13 protein-coding genes are annotated in these 17,431 nt (G+C 39.7%); 6 read left to right on the forward strand and 7 right to left on the reverse strand.

The window, feature by feature from the left end:
- Positions 1-109: 109 nt before the first annotated feature.
- Positions 110-1,120, forward strand: coding sequence for a PAS domain-containing protein (locus PQO05_RS15570; RefSeq protein ID WP_273628266.1), 1,011 nt, complete (start codon positions 110-112; stop codon positions 1,118-1,120).
- Here PQO05_RS15570 and PQO05_RS15575 read toward each other — a convergent pair.
- The gene (locus tag PQO05_RS15575; RefSeq protein WP_273628268.1) at positions 1,117-2,844 is read right to left on the reverse strand and encodes an ATP-binding protein; all 1,728 of its coding nucleotides are present in this window, start codon (positions 2,842-2,844) and stop codon (positions 1,117-1,119) included. The genes PQO05_RS15570 and PQO05_RS15575 overlap by 4 nt on opposite strands.
- Positions 2,845-2,933: 89 nt before the next feature.
- On the opposite strand from PQO05_RS15575, the gene PQO05_RS15580 reads away from it, so the two are divergent.
- Positions 2,934-4,493, forward strand: a complete 1,560-nt coding sequence (locus PQO05_RS15580) for an FAD-dependent oxidoreductase (RefSeq protein WP_273628269.1) — start codon at positions 2,934-2,936, stop codon at positions 4,491-4,493.
- Between the two features lie 13 nt (positions 4,494-4,506).
- Here PQO05_RS15580 and PQO05_RS15585 read toward each other — a convergent pair whose 3' ends face one another.
- Entirely contained in the window at positions 4,507-4,899 is a 393-nt protein-coding gene (locus PQO05_RS15585; RefSeq protein WP_273628271.1) for a BLUF domain-containing protein, read from the reverse strand.
- 110 nt (positions 4,900-5,009) lie between these two features.
- The gene (locus PQO05_RS15590; RefSeq protein ID WP_273628273.1) at positions 5,010-6,782 is read right to left on the reverse strand and encodes a DUF885 domain-containing protein; all 1,773 of its coding nucleotides are present in this window, start codon (positions 6,780-6,782) and stop codon (positions 5,010-5,012) included.
- A gap of 287 nt (positions 6,783-7,069) precedes the next feature.
- On the opposite strand from PQO05_RS15590, the gene PQO05_RS15595 reads away from it, so the two are divergent.
- Complete coding sequence (locus PQO05_RS15595; RefSeq protein WP_273628274.1) at positions 7,070-7,822, forward strand: hypothetical protein; 753 nt, start codon at positions 7,070-7,072, stop codon at positions 7,820-7,822.
- A 76-nt stretch (positions 7,823-7,898) separates the two neighbouring features.
- Here PQO05_RS15595 and PQO05_RS15600 read toward each other — a convergent pair whose 3' ends face one another.
- Positions 7,899-8,189 carry a hypothetical protein gene (locus PQO05_RS15600; protein ID WP_273628275.1) on the reverse strand — a complete coding sequence of 97 codons (291 nt, stop codon included), beginning with the start codon at positions 8,187-8,189 and terminating at the stop codon, positions 7,899-7,901.
- An 80-nt stretch (positions 8,190-8,269) separates the two neighbouring features.
- Positions 8,270-9,430: an MFS transporter gene (locus PQO05_RS15605; RefSeq protein WP_273628276.1), complete on the reverse strand. Its 1,161-nt coding sequence runs from the start codon at positions 9,428-9,430 to the stop codon at positions 8,270-8,272.
- A gap of 307 nt (positions 9,431-9,737) precedes the next feature.
- Here PQO05_RS15605 and PQO05_RS15610 point away from each other — a divergent pair, with 307 nt between their 5' ends.
- Together PQO05_RS15610 and PQO05_RS15615 are read left to right on the forward strand one after the other, a co-directional pair.
- Positions 9,738-11,807 (forward strand): tetratricopeptide repeat-containing sensor histidine kinase, encoded by a 2,070-nt coding sequence (locus PQO05_RS15610; RefSeq protein ID WP_273628277.1) that lies wholly within the window; start codon positions 9,738-9,740, stop codon positions 11,805-11,807.
- Positions 11,808-11,947: 140 nt separating this feature from the next.
- Positions 11,948-14,305, forward strand: a complete 2,358-nt coding sequence (locus tag PQO05_RS15615; RefSeq protein ID WP_273628278.1) for an ABC transporter permease — start codon at positions 11,948-11,950, stop codon at positions 14,303-14,305.
- 5 nt (positions 14,306-14,310) lie between these two features.
- Here the strand turns inward: PQO05_RS15615 and PQO05_RS15620 are convergent, their stop codons facing one another.
- Together PQO05_RS15620 and PQO05_RS15625 are read right to left on the reverse strand one after the other, a co-directional pair.
- Positions 14,311-15,132: a universal stress protein gene (locus PQO05_RS15620; RefSeq protein ID WP_273628279.1), complete on the reverse strand. Its 822-nt coding sequence runs from the start codon at positions 15,130-15,132 to the stop codon at positions 14,311-14,313.
- Between the two features lie 25 nt (positions 15,133-15,157).
- A complete protein-coding gene (locus PQO05_RS15625) occupies positions 15,158-16,576 on the reverse strand; it encodes an inorganic phosphate transporter (RefSeq protein WP_273628280.1) in 1,419 nt (472 codons plus the stop codon).
- Between the two features lie 231 nt (positions 16,577-16,807).
- Here PQO05_RS15625 and PQO05_RS15630 point away from each other — a divergent pair, with 231 nt between their 5' ends.
- A complete protein-coding gene (locus PQO05_RS15630) occupies positions 16,808-17,428 on the forward strand; it encodes a sigma-70 family RNA polymerase sigma factor (RefSeq protein ID WP_273628281.1) in 621 nt (206 codons plus the stop codon).
- Positions 17,429-17,431 lie beyond the last annotated feature (3 nt).

Below are 17,431 nucleotides of genomic sequence, written 5' to 3' on the forward strand. Positions count from 1 at the left end.
GCGAACTGACCAAAATGAACAAAACTTCATTAATTACCTTTTTGTACTTTACTGACATGTTGTAAAAAATGTCAAGGGCATAAAAAGAAAAGTAATTAATAGTTATAAAATGGATAGTGCCGTTGATTTAAAATGTGTTGATTATGCTGCGGGCCTCGATATGCTCTTTAACCTTTCGCCCGATCTGTTGTGCCATTTTTCGGCCGACGGACTTATTATAAAAGCCAATTGTGCTTTTAAGGATGCTTTGGGTTATGCGGATGAAGATTTATTAGGCCGCCCTTTCATAAGTCTTGTTCACCCGGACGATGTGCCGGAAACGATGGAGCAATATCATGCTTTAAATCGTAATGAAACTGTTTTACTTTTTTATAACCGATATCGCTGTATCGACGGTGAATATAAATCACTATCATGGAATGCTACGCAGTTGCCGGATGGCACGCTATATGCATCGGCCAGGGATATTTCAGAAATTATAAAGGCCCGCAGGGTAAAGGAAAGAGCCGAAGAACGCTTACGTTTAAGTAACGAGCGTTATAAATTAGTTACTGCAGCCACTAAAGATGTAATCTGGGATTGGAACCTTAAAAATAACCGGCTTAAATGGGGTAAAAGTTTTGAATCCAGTTTTGGCTATACCGAAGATATCAAGAACGGACCAATCGATGCCTGGGCCGACCACATCCACCCCGATGATAAAGAGTATGTTTTAAAGAGTATCAATGCGGCTATTAATAGCAAAGACGTTAAATTTTGGCGCGAAGAATACCGTTATCTTAAGGCTGATAATTCTGTAGCCTTTATTATCGATCAGGGGTATATTATCAGAAACCTGGATAAGAAAGCGATAAGAATGGTTGGCGCTATGCAGGATATTACGGAGCTCAAAGAAAAAGAACTCCGCATTATGAAGCAAAATGAGCAACTGATGGAAATTGCACAAATTAATTCGCACGAAATAAGGCGGCCTGTGGCTAGCATTTTGGGTTTAATGCAATTGTTTGATAAGGAACTGATTAAGGATAGCTCATTAAGCGAGCTGGTAAAGCATTTGAAAACAACAACCCAGGAACTGGATGCTGTTATTAAACGTATCATTGATAAAACAGCCGATTAACGTTTGAACGGAAGGCCAAAATAAAATGTTGATCCTACTCCAGATTTACTTTCTACCCAGATCCGGCCATCGTGGCGTTCAATAATTTCGGCGCTTAAGTAAAGTCCTATACCAAAGCCTGATATATGCTGGGTATGTTTACTATTTACACGGTAAAAACGACTGAATAATTTTTCAAGGTCTTGCTGCTTAATGCCCATGCCCTCATCCTTTACACTTACCTGCGCCTTACCGTCAACGATTTCACACCGCACTTCTATATTTTTACCTTTGGGCGAATATTTAACGGCGTTGCTTAATAAGTTAGAGATCACATTGGCAATTTTATCACGATCGGCCGTAATAGTAAGTGGTTCACAGGGTATAAATGTGATAGTATGGCTGGATACGGTAAGCGTTGTTTCTTCTATCACGTCCCTCACCAGCTGATCTAAAAGGAAGGCCTGTTTTAATAGCTGTATTTTACCCGATTCAAGCCTGGATACGTTTAAGAAGCCATTGATCATGGTGCTCATTTTTTTGATCTGCGTATTCGCTTTTTCAAGGGCACCAGTGGTAAATACGTCATCTGTTCTCCTCGCTTTGGCATGCAGCATCTGGATGTAAGCACTTAATGATGTGAGGGGTGTTTTAAGTTCATGACTAACCATGCCGATAAAATCGTTCTTGCGAATATCGTCCATCTTGCGTTCGGTAATGTCCATAAAAATACCCGAGTACTCAGCAGCTTCTCCATTGGCGTTCAAAAACACTTTGCCTGTTGCTTTAACCCATTTACGCTCATTGGTTACAACGTTGGTTATCGGATATTCGGTATCGCTCGATTCATGCCGGGCAATGGCATTGCCTAAAACATCCATCAGCATCTGGCGATAATCCGGGTCAACCGCTTCTACAATTTCTTCTATTGATATTTCCTGATCCAGCGGGAAGCCAAACATCTCTTTCACAAAGTTCGACATGGTTACTTCGTAAGTATTGGGGTTGATACTCCAGGTGCCCATCCGGCCAGTTTCTATTGCTTGCTTTAGCTTATCTTCACTTTCGGTAAGTTTACTTACCATGGTTTGAAGATTATATTGTGTTTCTGCCAGTTTCTTGTTGGCTGTAGATAATTCTTTATTAAATAACTCCTGTAATTTCTTGCTTTTCCGTTCTTCGGTAAGCTTGGTTTCGCTAACGTCTAATAGTTCTATTGCATTAAGGTGGAAAGAGATCAATTCGGAAAAAAGCTTAAACATGCCAATAACTTGTGGGTTATTTAGCTTAGCAGGTTTGGGGTCTATTGCACACAAAGTGCCAAAAAATGTACCATCCTTGCGAACGATGGGTATTGATATATAGCTTTGAAAACCATACATGGCCGGGGTATGGTGAGCATAAAATTGAGGATCTTCAGAAACATGATCTATAATAACACTCTCACCGCTTTGCCGTATTTCGTGGCAAATGGTAGTCTCCAGTTGTAATTCACTACCTGGTACAAGGCCAAAGTTTATTTCATCACGTACACTGCATGCTATCCATTGCTGGTCTGTTACACGTGCAACAGCAGCAAACCCCATTCCCGTAGTACGGCAAATTACTTCAAGAATGGAATCTACGACCGGGATTTTGCCAACGGCCTCAATATCTGCCTGGATGCTCGCTTTTGTTGTATCTGTATGTGCCAAATTTTGGTAGCTGATTTTGATGTTATGCGGATTAGTCTTTTTACGCACCATGTAAAAATAGGTTTTTTATAATGTAAAATGAAAGCGCAGCACTCAAACACTACCTGTAATTTAATTGTAGTGATAATATATCTACAATTATGAAAAATAAAGCAAGTGATAAAAAAACAGTACCTACCCCTGCCCTGCGTGATGGTGAACATCAAAGCCCCTGGCAAACCGGCATATCTTTAACAGAAGATCAGGAAGCTACAATTAATACTTCGTATGATGTATTAATTGTTGGCGCAGGTATTACTGGTATTACAACCGCCCTGATGCTCCAAAAGGCAGGGAAGCAATGTGTGGTAGCAGATAGTTATGTAGCAGGATTTGGTACCACTGGCGGTACAAGTGCTCATTTGAATACATTTGCTGATACTACTTATGCCGAAGCCGAAAGTGCTTTTGGTAAAGAGGGTGCCCAATTATTTGCTGATGCTATTAATGAGGGTTTCGATATTATAAACAGCAATATAAAACACTATAAAATTGATTGTGATTATGAAACCAAAACCGGATTTGTATATGCAGAAACCGATGATGAGGTTAAACAATTGGATGACTTGTACACGGGCACTCAAAATGTAGGTGTATCTATTAATTATACGGATGATGTGCCGACACCGGTTGAATACCAAAAGGCTGTGGCATTACCAGATCAGGCACAATTTCACCCGCTTAAGTATTTGCAGGCAATTCAGCAGCAATTTATAGAACTTGGTGGCGTAGTGCTTAATTATACACAGGTTACAGAGTTTGAGCAGTCGGGTGGGTTGTTTAAGGTTGCAACCAATAATAACCCAATTAGTGCACGTGCAATTATTTACGCCACACACATGCCGCCCGGCGTTAATGTGTTTAACTTTCGCTGTGCGCCTTATCGAAGTTACGTATTGGGAGTTAAATTAACAGACGATAAATATCCTGATGCATTAGTTTATGATATGCAGGAACCCTATCATTATTTCCGTACACACGAAATTGACGGACAAAAGTTCCTGATTGCCGGTGGTAATGATCATAAGACCGGCCACGAAGATGCAGAGAAAGCATTTGAAGATCTGGAAAAATATATCAGAAAATACTATAACGTATCATCGGTTAAATATAAATGGTCGTCCCAGTATTATGTGCCTGTAGATGGCTTTCCTTATATCGGGCAAATGCCCGGCGAACCTCAAGGTGTTTATTGTGCTACAGGTTATAATGGTAATGGCATGATGTTGGGCTCAATTGCCGCAAAAATATTATCCGACCTTGTTATTGGTGATGAAGGGAAATACGAAAAGATATTCAGCCCGGCTCGCATTAAACCTATAGATGGCTTTACTGAGTTTGTTAAAGAAAATGCGGATGTTGCTTACCACTTTATAGCCGACAGGTTTAACATTCACGAAACAGACTCATTAAAACGATTAAAACCAGATAGCGGTAAAGTTGTAGAAGTGAACGGACAAAAAATTGCAGCTTATCGTGATGGTACCGGCAAAATACATGCATTAAGCCCTGTTTGTACCCACGCCAAATGTATTGTGAACTGGAATCAGGAAGAAAAAAGTTGGGACTGCCCCTGCCACGGTGCCCGTTTTGATATTAACGGCGAAGTTTTAACTGGCCCGGCCCGTAAAGAATTACAGCAAATTAACCTGGGAGAATAATGCTTTTTATCATTTAAGCAGCTATAAGCTTTAACAAATTAAAGAATGCAGAATCGCTAAGTTTAGTTGGGGCTTGCAAATTCCGGTAAGCCTCAACCGTATCTAATTCATTATTGTTAATTGATTTAAAACCCATAGACCAGTCTGTAAAATATCGCTCAGAACGCTCGCCTTGTTTTAAGGTAATAACCCGTTTATGCCTTGTATCATTACAAATATCCTGGTAAAGCAATTTTACTTCATCCTCCCCACCTTCGATTAATTGAATAAATGTATCGTCGAAATAAAACAACATGCCGGTGATACTCATCGCCTTATTTCTATCGCGCGATTGTATAAGTAATGATTTGAGCAGATCATCATTAAAATCGATAGCCGCATAACTGGTATAGATAATAAAATACATGGTACTAGCTTATACGCAAATGGTAATTGCTTGTTTAAATAATATCAATATAAAGCAAAAAGGCTATTAACTGATATGGTCAATTAATAGCCTTCCGTATATCCAGCGTTTTACTTTGCTCTCTCGGCCGGAACAAAATCATTCATCACCGCTTCGCGGATCAAAGCCGGTGGAAGCAAGCCTTGCGACAGGATGAAATCATGAAAACGCAACGCATTAAATTTACTGCCCAAAGCAATCTCGACATTGTTACGTAAAGCAATCATTTTGGTGAAGCCATAAAAATAGCTATTGGCCTGCCCAGGTGCGCGTAACGAATAACGCTCAACTTCCTGTTGTGCAAACGCACGCGATTGTACTACATCCTTCATCAATATATCCAGCGCCTGTTGCTGTGTAACAGTACCGGCTTGCAATTCCGGATCTAAAAATGCACGAGCAGCACGTAACAAGCGATAATCTAACGATACTAGTTGACCCTCTAAAGGCATATAAGGGCGTGTAATATACTCAGCATATAAGCTCCAACCTTCTGCGTTGGTTGAGTTGAAAGCATAAAGGGCACGTGCTTTAGATACGCCCTCTTCTACCATTTTATCAAATTGTAATTCATGGCCCGGGCGTGCTTCGTGTGCTATGATGGTCCACGATGCAGCATCGAAAGTAAAATCATCAAACTTGGCAGTTTCCTTTTCGCCAGGTGCAGGCGGCATATTTAAAGGCAATACAAATACACCGCGCTGGCCTGTATTATTTAAAAATGGCGGAGGTACCATGTGTGGTGCAGGGCCTTGTGCTGTTTCGGCAGCTGTAGCCAAACGTATAATAGCCGGGCGATTTGGCAGGGTTACCAATTGGTGTTCGCGAATAATACCTTCAATATCTTTTAAATGGCGTTCATATAGAGGGATAATAGAATCGCCATGGATCTGCTCTTTTTTAAGTTCACGAATTACATCCCGGTAATCGCTCGATGGCAGGTGGCGTTGTTTGGCAACTTCCTCGGCAATTGGTTTCATCTGGTTTTGTATATCGATAAAAGCTGCATGGGCCATTTTGGCCAAATCTGCAGGCGCAATATCAACACCATAGCCTTCCAGGTTAAGTTTATATTCTTCGGCGGGTAAACGGAAATCTGTACGGGCTTTGATTAATACATGCTCGCGTGTCCATTGGTCGTATGCTTCAACTTGTTTCTTCAACTCGGCATAAGGTTCTTCCCAACCGGTCAGCTTATATTTCTTGCATAACTCGGGTATCCCGGCAATAATACTGGCATTGCGCGATAAGGCGACTTCCATTTGTTGCTTGCCCGGATAAATCATATTTGGTTTGGCAATTTGCTGTGCTACACGCTCTTGAAGTATAGCAGTTATTGGCCTGTATCCTTTCTCTAATCCTGCATACTTGCGGATACGCATTACCGCAGCTGCATGGCGTGCTTCGGGTGTCTGGTCGTCAAGCAAAATATCTAAGCCGTTATAAATACTTTCGGCAGCATTCATAAACGGAACTTCTTTCTGCATCTCAAAATCCTGCTGGCGAAATCCTAATTTCAGGTGACCGATCAAGATCTTTAAATCTTGCGCAACAGGGGCAGATGTTTCTGTTTTTAAGGCGGCTGTATATTCAGCTACTAAAGCTTCTTCATCCTTCCTCTCCGCTAATTGATTAGCCAATGTGGGCACAGATATATTAGTATCATACTCGGCCAAACCTTGTGATGACCCATACTCGGGCGAATATTTTTTATCCAGATCAATCAATTTTTGAGTGTACTGATCTGATTTGGCTACCCAGGCTTTAGGTTGTAGCCTGGCAGTTAATGGAGCAATACACAGAGCAACTAAGGTAGCTGTGCAGAGAATAGAATTTCTTTTCATCAGGAAAAATTTATTATGCAACTAAGATATGTTTATTACTTAAAAGTTACAGCAATCACCATTATTCGGTAAATATTTGAAGATTAGCGTATCTAACAAATCTCTTATTGCGTTAGTCGAGACACATCGGTAATACTACATTAAAGCCTTGTTAGTAAGTTATATATGTTAAAAAGTGTGAAATACCTTTCATTTTAGTTTAAAACCTGCCTCTATTTGGCAGATTTAACTAATTTTGATTCGGAAATATAATGTAATAATAAAATAGTCCCGTCGTTAAGTTTCACATGAAAAAACTCATACTATCACTACCCCTACTTTGCTGTACACTTTTTGTTTTTAACGCAAAAGCACAAGATACTCAAGATAAACCAAGCAATTATTTAAGTATATCCGGCGGCCTTTCGGCACCAATGGCCAGTTTTAAACAAGCTGATTACGGTGCAACTGGTGGCGGTGCAAACAACAAAGCAGGTTTTGCCAAAAAAGGTGTGATGTATGATTTTGAAGGCGGTTTCTATCTTCATAAAAACTGGGGCTTTGCAGTATCATTAACCTACCAGGATCAGGGCCGTTTAAATGAAAATGATGTTACCAATTTATCAAACGGTTACCGTGTTGATGGTAACGCTTATACATCTACCGTTACAGCAAGCAAACGTTACAGCAGTTTCGGTTTAATGGTTGGCCCGCAGTATAACCACAATTTGGGCAGTAAATTTATTATTGATGGCCGCATTGTTGGTGGTGTAATAAAAAGTTTCTCAACCCCAGAGATAGTTACCGTTTTAGATAACTATGCAGGTACACAAACAGCTACGTTTACCCAATATAGCTCAAAATCATTTGCGCTTGCTTACGGTGCAAGCCTTGCCTTAACCTGGAAATTATCTGAAGGTGTTGGTTTAGTATTACGAGAAAATTATCTGGATACCCCAACCGGTTTCAATATTAAAAATGATGCCCATGAGGGCCGTTATGTAAGCCATCAGGAAATGCAAGTGTATCAAACCAGCTTAGGTCTGCGTTTTGCACTATAGTTTGCATAAACAATATAAAAGAAGAAAGCCTCCTGATAATTTATCAGCAGGCTTTCTTCTTTTATAAACCTATCTGTTATAGATTGTTAATGGTTTCCTGCTCCTTAAGGGCAGCAATATTATTCTTGTTGTTAAACTCATCGGCCTGGCCGGCAAAATATTCAAGTATTGCTGCAATGCTATCCAGGTTATCTGACACGCGCTGGTGCATATCCGGTAAATCTTTATCAAGCCTTTTATCGCCAAGATCGATATTATCGACCTCAATTTTGGCCAGTTTTTGAATGATGGCTTGTTGACTATTTTTTAAGTCTTCTAATTCGTGGACAATCTTTTCCATCAAATCAAATTTCCTTATCTTATCCATAGTTGTTTTATTTTAAGTTAATAAACTCTTCATAAAACCAACAGGGTTAATCTATAATTGTTTCGATTGGCTGGAATCCCCTACTCGCCTTCCTTAATTTTCGATACCATCCATATCACAATACTACCCATCATTGCAATCACAGCAAAGGAGAACCTGATACCCGCTGCTTCGGCAATAAAGCCAACCATTGGCGGCACTATTAAAAAGCCCAGATAACTGATTGTTGAAATAGAGGCTAACGCACGGGCGCTACTCATACTGGTTGATTTACTCGCGAGGCTATAGATGAGCGGAACGATGCACGACACGCCTAAACCCGTAAATATAAACCCAATGATGGCCGGTACAGTATATGGCAATAACACAGCAATTAACAAACCTGTGCTGATTAGTATACCACTATAAAACAATATCCTTTTAATACCAATCCGGCTAACCAGTTTATCGCCCAGAAAACGGCCCGACGTCATAGCCACCATATAAAATACAAACGCTGCTGTTGCAGTAGGTTTTGAACTATGCACTGCTTTTTCGAAATAAATACCGCTCCAATCGTACATGGTATTTTCACAAGCCATACTTACAAAGGCAATCACCGAAAACTTGATCAGAAATTTATCGGGCAATGAGAACACAGGTTTCCGCTCCTGAATTTTCACCACAGGCTCATATAATGTGTTAGAGAATGCAAATAATGATAATGCCATCATGCTTACACCTACAATAGGTAAATGCCAGTTGGTGGCCACGTTAAAGCTCACCATAATATAACCGAGCGCAGCACCTGCAAAACCTGCGATGCTCCATATACCATGAAAAGTGGTGATGATTGATTTATCGTACAGCTTTTGTACACTTACAGCCTGTGCATTGGTACTTAAATTAAACAGGTTACGTGCCGATCCAAAGCCGAAGAGTATAATTACCAATTGCCAGGGTGCCGCGGCAAATCCTACAAAACATAGCATCAGGTTAAATGACAATGCGCCCAAAAGCATAATAGCCCGGCTGCTGTACTTGCCCAATAAATAATTAGTTAAGGGCATGGTTAGCATTAAACCAACAGGTAATGCAAATAAAATAGCACCTAGTTGGGCTTCGTTTAAATGTAAATTATGTTTTATTGTAGGTATGCGTGCAGCCCAGGCCGAGTAACTGAAACCTGAAATAAAAAAGAAAATGGCGTTGGCTATCCGAATGTTGCGTGGCGAAGTACCAATAGTACGTATATGAGACATTTGCCGCAAAATTAACGTATATTTAATATTTAACAATCAGGCAATTACACAATAAAATCATTTTGTAAAATCTGCCAGATAGGTTTTCACGTATTTGATGCCAATGCCTAAACCGAATTTTAATTGGTTTAAATAGATCCGGTTTTCTTAATAGATAAGTAGTTTTTCAATAAAGGAAAAATTAAAAACCTATATATTAAGAATCGCCATTGTTGAGCTTTATTTATAATTGAAATTATTAAATTAAGGGCTCGATGATTTTCTGCGGATATTTATGCCCTGTTAATTTTCACAACTTGCTCTCTTTATGAAGTTACTCTGCCTAAAAGCAATTCGTTCGATTAATCAATTTAAATTTACAACAGTCACCTTCATTCTTATATTTTTAACTTCATCCTGCGTTAAACAAACTAACACCTCATATAATAAGCTAAAAAAAGATTTTCAAACGGTAGACAGCCTGTTTGTTGCCGGTAAGCAAGACAGCGCCTTAAAACTTACAGAGCAGCTTCGCCCGCAAATAGCTTCAGATAACCCAGTAATCACCACTTATTATTTTATAAAAGCAAATCATAACGATGATGGAACTTTTAGCGGCACCCATTCTGCAAAAATGAACCTGTATGCCGATAGCGCAATTGCTTTTTTCAAGAACGAATCGCGGATAAAAGAATATCCAAACGAATATTTTCAGGCTGTGCTACTTAAAGGCGATGCTTGTATGAGAGCAAAAAAATACATTGCTGCCCTCGATTACTACAACAAAGGAAAAAAAGTATTAGCCGATGGCAGTTGCGATGATGGAAACCTTGCGCAAAAGATGGCTTACATTTATTTTAGCCAGAAAAAGTATAAGCTTGCCGCGAAGTACTGGGCCGAAGGTGGTAGCAAATTACTGCATTGCGTAGATAAATACACACCGCAACGCTTGTTTTTTATGCGCCAGGGAGCTTTTAGCAATGCCGGATTCGCTTATTTTAAAGCGGGGATTAATGATAGCGCGCAATATTACTTTATTGAAGACCTGAAACTGATTGCTAAAGCAGAGGAGAGTAAACTGGTTGGCAATATGTACATAAACGGCGCAAGAGAAGTTGTGTATGATAACCTTGCGGGCCTGAACATGAGAAAGGGTAATTGGACTTTAGCCAGGCAATATCTCGACTCGTGTTTTGCCATACCTGTGAAAGAAGTTGATGGATTGCATATTCCTCCTTACATTAAACTGGCTGAGCTCAGCATACAATCTGGCGATTATAAAAAGGCCGAAGAGGCATTTAGCCATGCACGTGCGTTGCTAAACCTGTACTATAAAGATAATCCCGATTTGAACCTTGAATGGAACCACCAATATGCAGCTTACCTTTTCAAGATACAGAAACCTATTGATGCCTATAAATATCAGGAAGATTATATCAGGATAAAGGATTCAATTAATACTACTTCGGCTAGCCTGTATCAATTAGATGTAGAGCGTGAACTGAATACTTTAAATCAGCGGCAATCATTTTCAGATCTGCAACGCAGAAATCAATCGAAAAAAATATACCTCACCGGCATAGGCGTTATAGTAGTTTTAACTTTGGTGATTATGGTTATGATGATACGTAATCTGAAAAAAACACAACGTAACCATAAGAATGCCACTATCCATAATCAACAACTGCATGTAACGCTCGACGAGTTGGAACGCGTAAATAAAAACTACATCCGTATTATGCGGGTTATGGCGCACGATCTGCGAAACCCTTTATCGGGCATGACAGGCCTGGCCACCATGCTTTTGGGCGAAGACGAGTTTTCGGAAGAAAGCCGCCACATGCTGAAGCTGATTGAGACCACAGGGATCTACTCTATGGAAATGATTAGTGAGCTGTTAAAGTCGGGCCTTGCCGATGAAAGCGAAGTTATAGAAAAGCAGAATCTCGACTTAAGGGCGCTCCTATACGATTCGGTTGAACTATTGCAGTTTAAGGCTAAAGAAAAAGGCCAGGAAATAACTTTCAATGGTGGCGACTCTCCTATTGTGGCCAACGTAAACCACGAAAAAATATGGCGTGTGTTTAACAACCTCATCGTAAATGCCATTAAGTTTAGTCATGAAGGTGGTGCTATTAATGTAACTATACAGCAAGAAGGTGCAGACGTGCTTATTGCTGTTGAAGATAGCGGCATTGGCATCCCTGATAAAGAAAGTGATAGTATTTTTGAGATGTTTACCCCAGCCAAAAAATTTGGAACCAATGGCGAGCAGCCATTCGGTTTAGGGCTGTCCATTTCCAAACGGATCATTGAAAGACATAATGGCCGTATATGGTTTAAAAGCCAGGTGGGTATGGGGACTACGTTTTATATTTCGCTGCCAATTGCCTCTTAACAATCTTGTAATACTATCGTACGTAAGATGTTCGTTTTCGTACAGTTTAACATTCGTTTAAATTCATAATAATCTAAAAATCAACCAATTGAAATACTGGCACAACTTTGCTCTTTAATTAGATACAAGGCCAGCCCATCATGATCAAAAATTACTTCAAAATTGCCTGGAGAAACATCCGGAATAAACCAGGTTTCTCATTCATTAACATAACCGGTTTAGCAGTTGGTATGGCAGGTGCTATACTCATTTTTGCATGGATACAAAATGAATATAGCTATGACGACTTCCACGTTAATAAGAACACGCTTTACAAAGTTTGGAACCGTACCATCAGTAAAGAATATGCAGGGTGTTGGGATGTAACCGCCGGGCCTGTAGCTAAAGCTTTAAAGGACGATTATGCCGAGGTTAAATATTCGAGCCGTATTTATTGGACCACCGAACGCTTATTTAGTTATGGTGATAAAAGCTTTAAGGCTAAAGGAAATGATGTCGACAAGCCATTTCTTAGCATGTTTACCTTTCCGCTGTTAAAAGGCAGCCAGGATCATTTGCTTGACGATGTAAACAGCCTTGTTTTAACCCAAAAGTTAGCGCGCAAACTATTTGGAGACACAGACCCAATCAATAAACTGGTAAAAATCAACAATAAAGATACTTACAAAGTAACAGGCGTTTTAAAAGACCTGCCCAATAATACACAATTCGATTTTGACTACCTGGTATCGATAGAGGCCAACCCCTATCTTAAATATGATAATTCATGGAATAGCAACAGCTATAATACCTATGTGCAATTACAGCCCAATGCCAACATTAATAGTGTAAATAATAAAATTAAAGGGCTATTACTTAAACACGACCCTAAAATTAACACGGAGCTATTTCTACATCCACTCAGCAAATGGCGTTTATATTCAAATTTCGAGAATGGTAAACAGGCAGGTGGCCGCATACAAATTGTGCATTTGTTAATGACAATTGCACTAATCATCTTATTGATTGCCTGCATTAATTTTATGAATTTAAGCACAGCGCAAAGCCAAAAGAGGGCGCGTGAAGTGGGCGTGCGTAAGGTAATTGGTGCTACCAGAGGTGTTTTAATTAATCAATTTTTAAGTGAATCATTGGTTATTACGTTAATAGCCGGTGTTATTGCTATAATATTGGTTGAGACTTGCTTGCCTTCATTTAACCAGCTAACAGAAAAGAACTTGTTTATTAACTATGCCGATCCTTTATTCTGGCTGTCGTTTATTGGTTTTATGTTTTTTACAGGTTTGCTTGCAGGTAGTTATCCGGCATTTATGCTTTCATCATTTAAACCGGTTAAAGTATTAAAGGGCACTATTACAATTGCACGTAATGGTTTTAACCTACGCAAAGTATTGGTTGTTGTTCAGTTCGCTGTTGCAATTTTGTTAGTAATATCAACCATAATTATTTACAGACAAATAAAGTTTGCTCAGAGTCGCGATACGGGATATAATATCAACAACCTGGTTGAAGTGCCAATTGAGGGTGATATCAGGAAAAATTACGACCTGATAAAAGACGAAATGATTAACCGTGGCATCGCATCTTCGGTATGTAAAACAAGCTTAAGTGTAACCACCGATGGACGAACCGCTTCTGGCTATGGCTGGGAAGGAACCAATAAAGATCAACAAAATGTGTTATTCTCTATCGTTGGTACTGCAGGCAATTTTATTAATACCATGCGCATGAAATTGATAGATGGCCGCGACATCGACCTTGTAACGCATCCTGCGGATACGGCTTCATGCCTGCTCAATGAGGCTGCTGTGAAACAAATGGGGATTAAAAACCCTGTAGGGAAATTTATTCGCAATGGTGCTATTAACACTTTAATTGTTGGGGTATTTAAAGATTTCATTATCCGCTCGCCCTATGTTAATACAGGACCAATGATGGTAATTGGCTCAAAACAATGGGCTTATAATACATTGATTAGATTAAACCCGCGATCGGGAACGGCAAAAGATTTACAAGTGGCAGAACAAATATTTAAGAAATACAATCCAGCTTACCCATTCACGTATAATTTTGTTGATAAGGAATACGAGCAGAAATTTAATGACGAACAAAAAACAGGCAAACTATCGTCCATCTTTGCAGGCTTAACCATCTTTATTTCATGCCTGGGCCTTTTCGGCATGGCAGCTTACATGGCCGAAAACAGATCGAAAGAGATTGGGATCCGTAAAGTTTTGGGTGCCAGTGTTGCCGGTATCACCCAAATGCTTACCCGCGAATTTGTGAGCCTGGTACTAATTGCCATTGTAATAGCCACACCTGTAGCATGGTATGCCATGAATAAATGGCTGCAAAATTTTAACTATCGTATACAAATTGGTTGGGTAACCTTTGCTATTGCGGGACTGGTGGCTATTATTATTGCCGTATTAACCGTAAGTTTTCAATCTGTTAAAGCAGCATTGGCAAATCCGGTTAATAGTATTAAAGCTGAATAATTTGACTATTCGTGCAAAACCAGTATAGCTTTTACAGAACGGTTCATTACCTGGTTTACTGTACTACGGGTAAATAACCGGTATACAATGTTGTGGTGGTGTTTTACCAAACAGATCATATCGGTTTCATGCGTAGTAATAAAATCCATTATACCGTTTAACGGGCTGCTGCTGTTAATGTAATTAAACTCCAATTCGGTATGCTGAATCAGGTCTTTAAGTTTAGTTTCACCGGCTTCAAGCAGTTTGGGATCAAGATTTTCGTCGATATATAATACCCGCAGTTTTTCAGATCCAAATGCCTTAACCATCTCGTTGAGCGCGTTAATATCTTCGGCAGATAAACGGGTTTCATAATCGGTAGCCAGCGTAATTACCGGGAACTTAGAAAATTTACTTTCGAGTGGGATAACCAGCGTAGGTATTTTAACCTTGGTTACCATCATGCTGGTATTACTGCCCACAATGCCGGTTATACCTGTTGCACCGGTAATACCCATTACCAATAACACAACAGGGTGCTGCTTAATATAACGGGTTATAACGGCCTTTAAAAAACCTACATCGCAAAGCGTTGTTACTTTAACATCTTTAAAGCGTTCTTCCTGGGCGCAATTATCTACCCAATCTGTAAGTGCTTGTCTTTTGTTGTTATAGTAATCCTCAATAAAAATAGCATTGTAGGTGCTATTGTTGATGCCTTCTGTAGGGTGTATGGCGTGTATGGCACAAACTTCCATGTGCAGTACCTTAGCCAGTTCCATAGCATATTTCATGGCATTGAGGGCACTGTTAGAGAAATCTGTAGCAACAAGTATCTTTTTCATCTTAAATAGGTTGAGGTAAAGTTTATTAAATAAACAGATGGAAAACCATAAACAATATAAACGCTAAAACAATAGCTACCGGCAAGGTTAGCACCCAGGCAATGGCTATATTCTTTAATGTTTTATTATTAAGATTGTTTTTACCACCCGATGCTACCATTGCCCCTGCTATGCCGCTCGAAAGCACGTGTGTAGTACTTACAGGCAAGCCGAATGAGGTACTTAAGCCAATGGTTGATGCCGCCACAATTTCGGCAGTAGCACCCTGGGCATAGTTAAGGTGTTCGTTACCTATTTTTTCGCCAATAGTTACCACAATACGTTTCCAGCCGATCATGGTGCCGAGTCCCAATGAAACAGAGATAGTGGCAATAACCCATATTGGTGCAAAATCAGTTACGTGGGTCAGATCTTCTGAAGCCGAAATAAGTGTGTGTTTATCGTTCCCGGCCAGCTTAATCTTATCGTCCTCTGTAATCTTTTTAATATTGGTAATTACCTTTTGAAGGGAGAGGCGAAATTTAAAAGCAGCATTTTTATCTGTAGTCTTATTTTCGGCAGCCAAATCTGTTTTGCAGACCTTTACAGCAGAGTCTAACTTCAGAAATATACCATTACCTGATTGTTGTGTATGTTGTATTACTTGTTCTGTTTGGTTTAAAGCTTTCTGAATTTTACTTTCTGACACGCTATGATTAATAGCATACTTCGCTGGGAAAAATGCAATGAGTATTAACATCAACAGCCCCACTCCTTTTTGCCCGTCGTTACTGCCATGGAAAAAGCTAACCAAGGTACATGTTGTGATCAGTAATAACCTGATGAGTATCGGCGGCCTGTCGTTCTCACCCGTTGGTGTATGAAATAATGCCTTTGATTTAATGATATGCTTTAAGAAAAGCATGAGCAAGGCAGCAAGCCCGAATCCAATTATAGGCGATATAATAAGCGATAAACCAATTTCTTCGGCCTGCCCCCAGTTTACACCTTTGCCACCATAATACCAGGTAAAGCCGAGCCCTGCACCTATCATAGCACCAATCATAGTGTGCGAGCTTGAGCAGGGTATGCCCAAATACCAGGTACCGATATTCCACATAATGGATGCCAGTAGTACAGATATAACCATGCAGGCGCCAACTTGTACAGGCAAACGCATTAACTCATTTAATGGCACCAGTTTAAGTATACCCATGGCAACTGTTACTCCACCTAAAAACACCCCCATAAAGTTCCAGAAGCCCGACCAGGGTATGGCTATAACTGGCTTTAAGGCCTTAGTATATATTACGGTAGCCACAGCATTAGCTGTATCGTGAAAGCCATTCACAAACTCGAAGCAAACAACGGCCAAAAAGCAAATAAAAAATACTAACAGCATTGAGCCAACCAGATTAACCTCACCAATAAAAGGAAGCGTAGTTATATTTAATAAAAGCGGCATAAGTTATAAATCAATGGTGAATGGTTATACTAATGAACCTTCCATCAAATAAAAACATAAGCGCTTTATTTCGCCTAAAATCAGTGTTAACAAATTGTTATCATATCTGTTTAGTTTTTATATTAACCCATTCATACTTAAAAATTTACAATTAGTTTTAATGCTTAATTATGGATTAGAGCCATTAATCGTAACAAATATCTTACTTAACACAAAGTTAAACTCTGGTTTTTGTTGACTAAACATAGCATGGTTTATTTTGCTGCCCAGATGGATTCGGGAAATGCATACTTTGTAATAACAGCAAATGATTTTGAAAGCATTTTCAAAGAAAACTATACACCGCTGTTTCATTACGTTAACTCCATCGTGAAAGACCGCGATCTGGCTAAAGACACATTATCCGATCTTTTCCTGAATCTTTGGCAACAGAAAGACAAGTTACAGATACAGCAACTCAAGCCTTACCTGTTTCGTGCTGCACGAAATGGTGCATTGAAATCATTGAATCTTTCGAGTCAAACCGCACAATTCTCTGACGAGTTGTTTGAAATCCCTACAGACACTTACAATCCGTTAGAGCGATTTGTAGCCAAGCAGTCCATCAAAATTGTTCAGGAGCTTATCCAAAAATTACCAGTGGCGCGCCGTGAAATGATCGAACTTCGTTTACTCGGCCTCAAAAATTATGAGATTGCCGATATTATGGATATATCTGAAAAGAAAGTAGAATACAATATGCGCGAAGCCATTGAACATTTAAGCACAATGGTACATCACGGTAATTTCGATAAAGCAACCATCGCCGGTGGGCTGATGTTGCTCACTATCATTCTGCACTTCCCCTCTTAAAAT

The sequence above is a fragment of the Mucilaginibacter jinjuensis genome (assembly GCF_028596025.1).
GTDB lineage: Bacteria > Bacteroidota > Bacteroidia > Sphingobacteriales > Sphingobacteriaceae > Mucilaginibacter > Mucilaginibacter jinjuensis.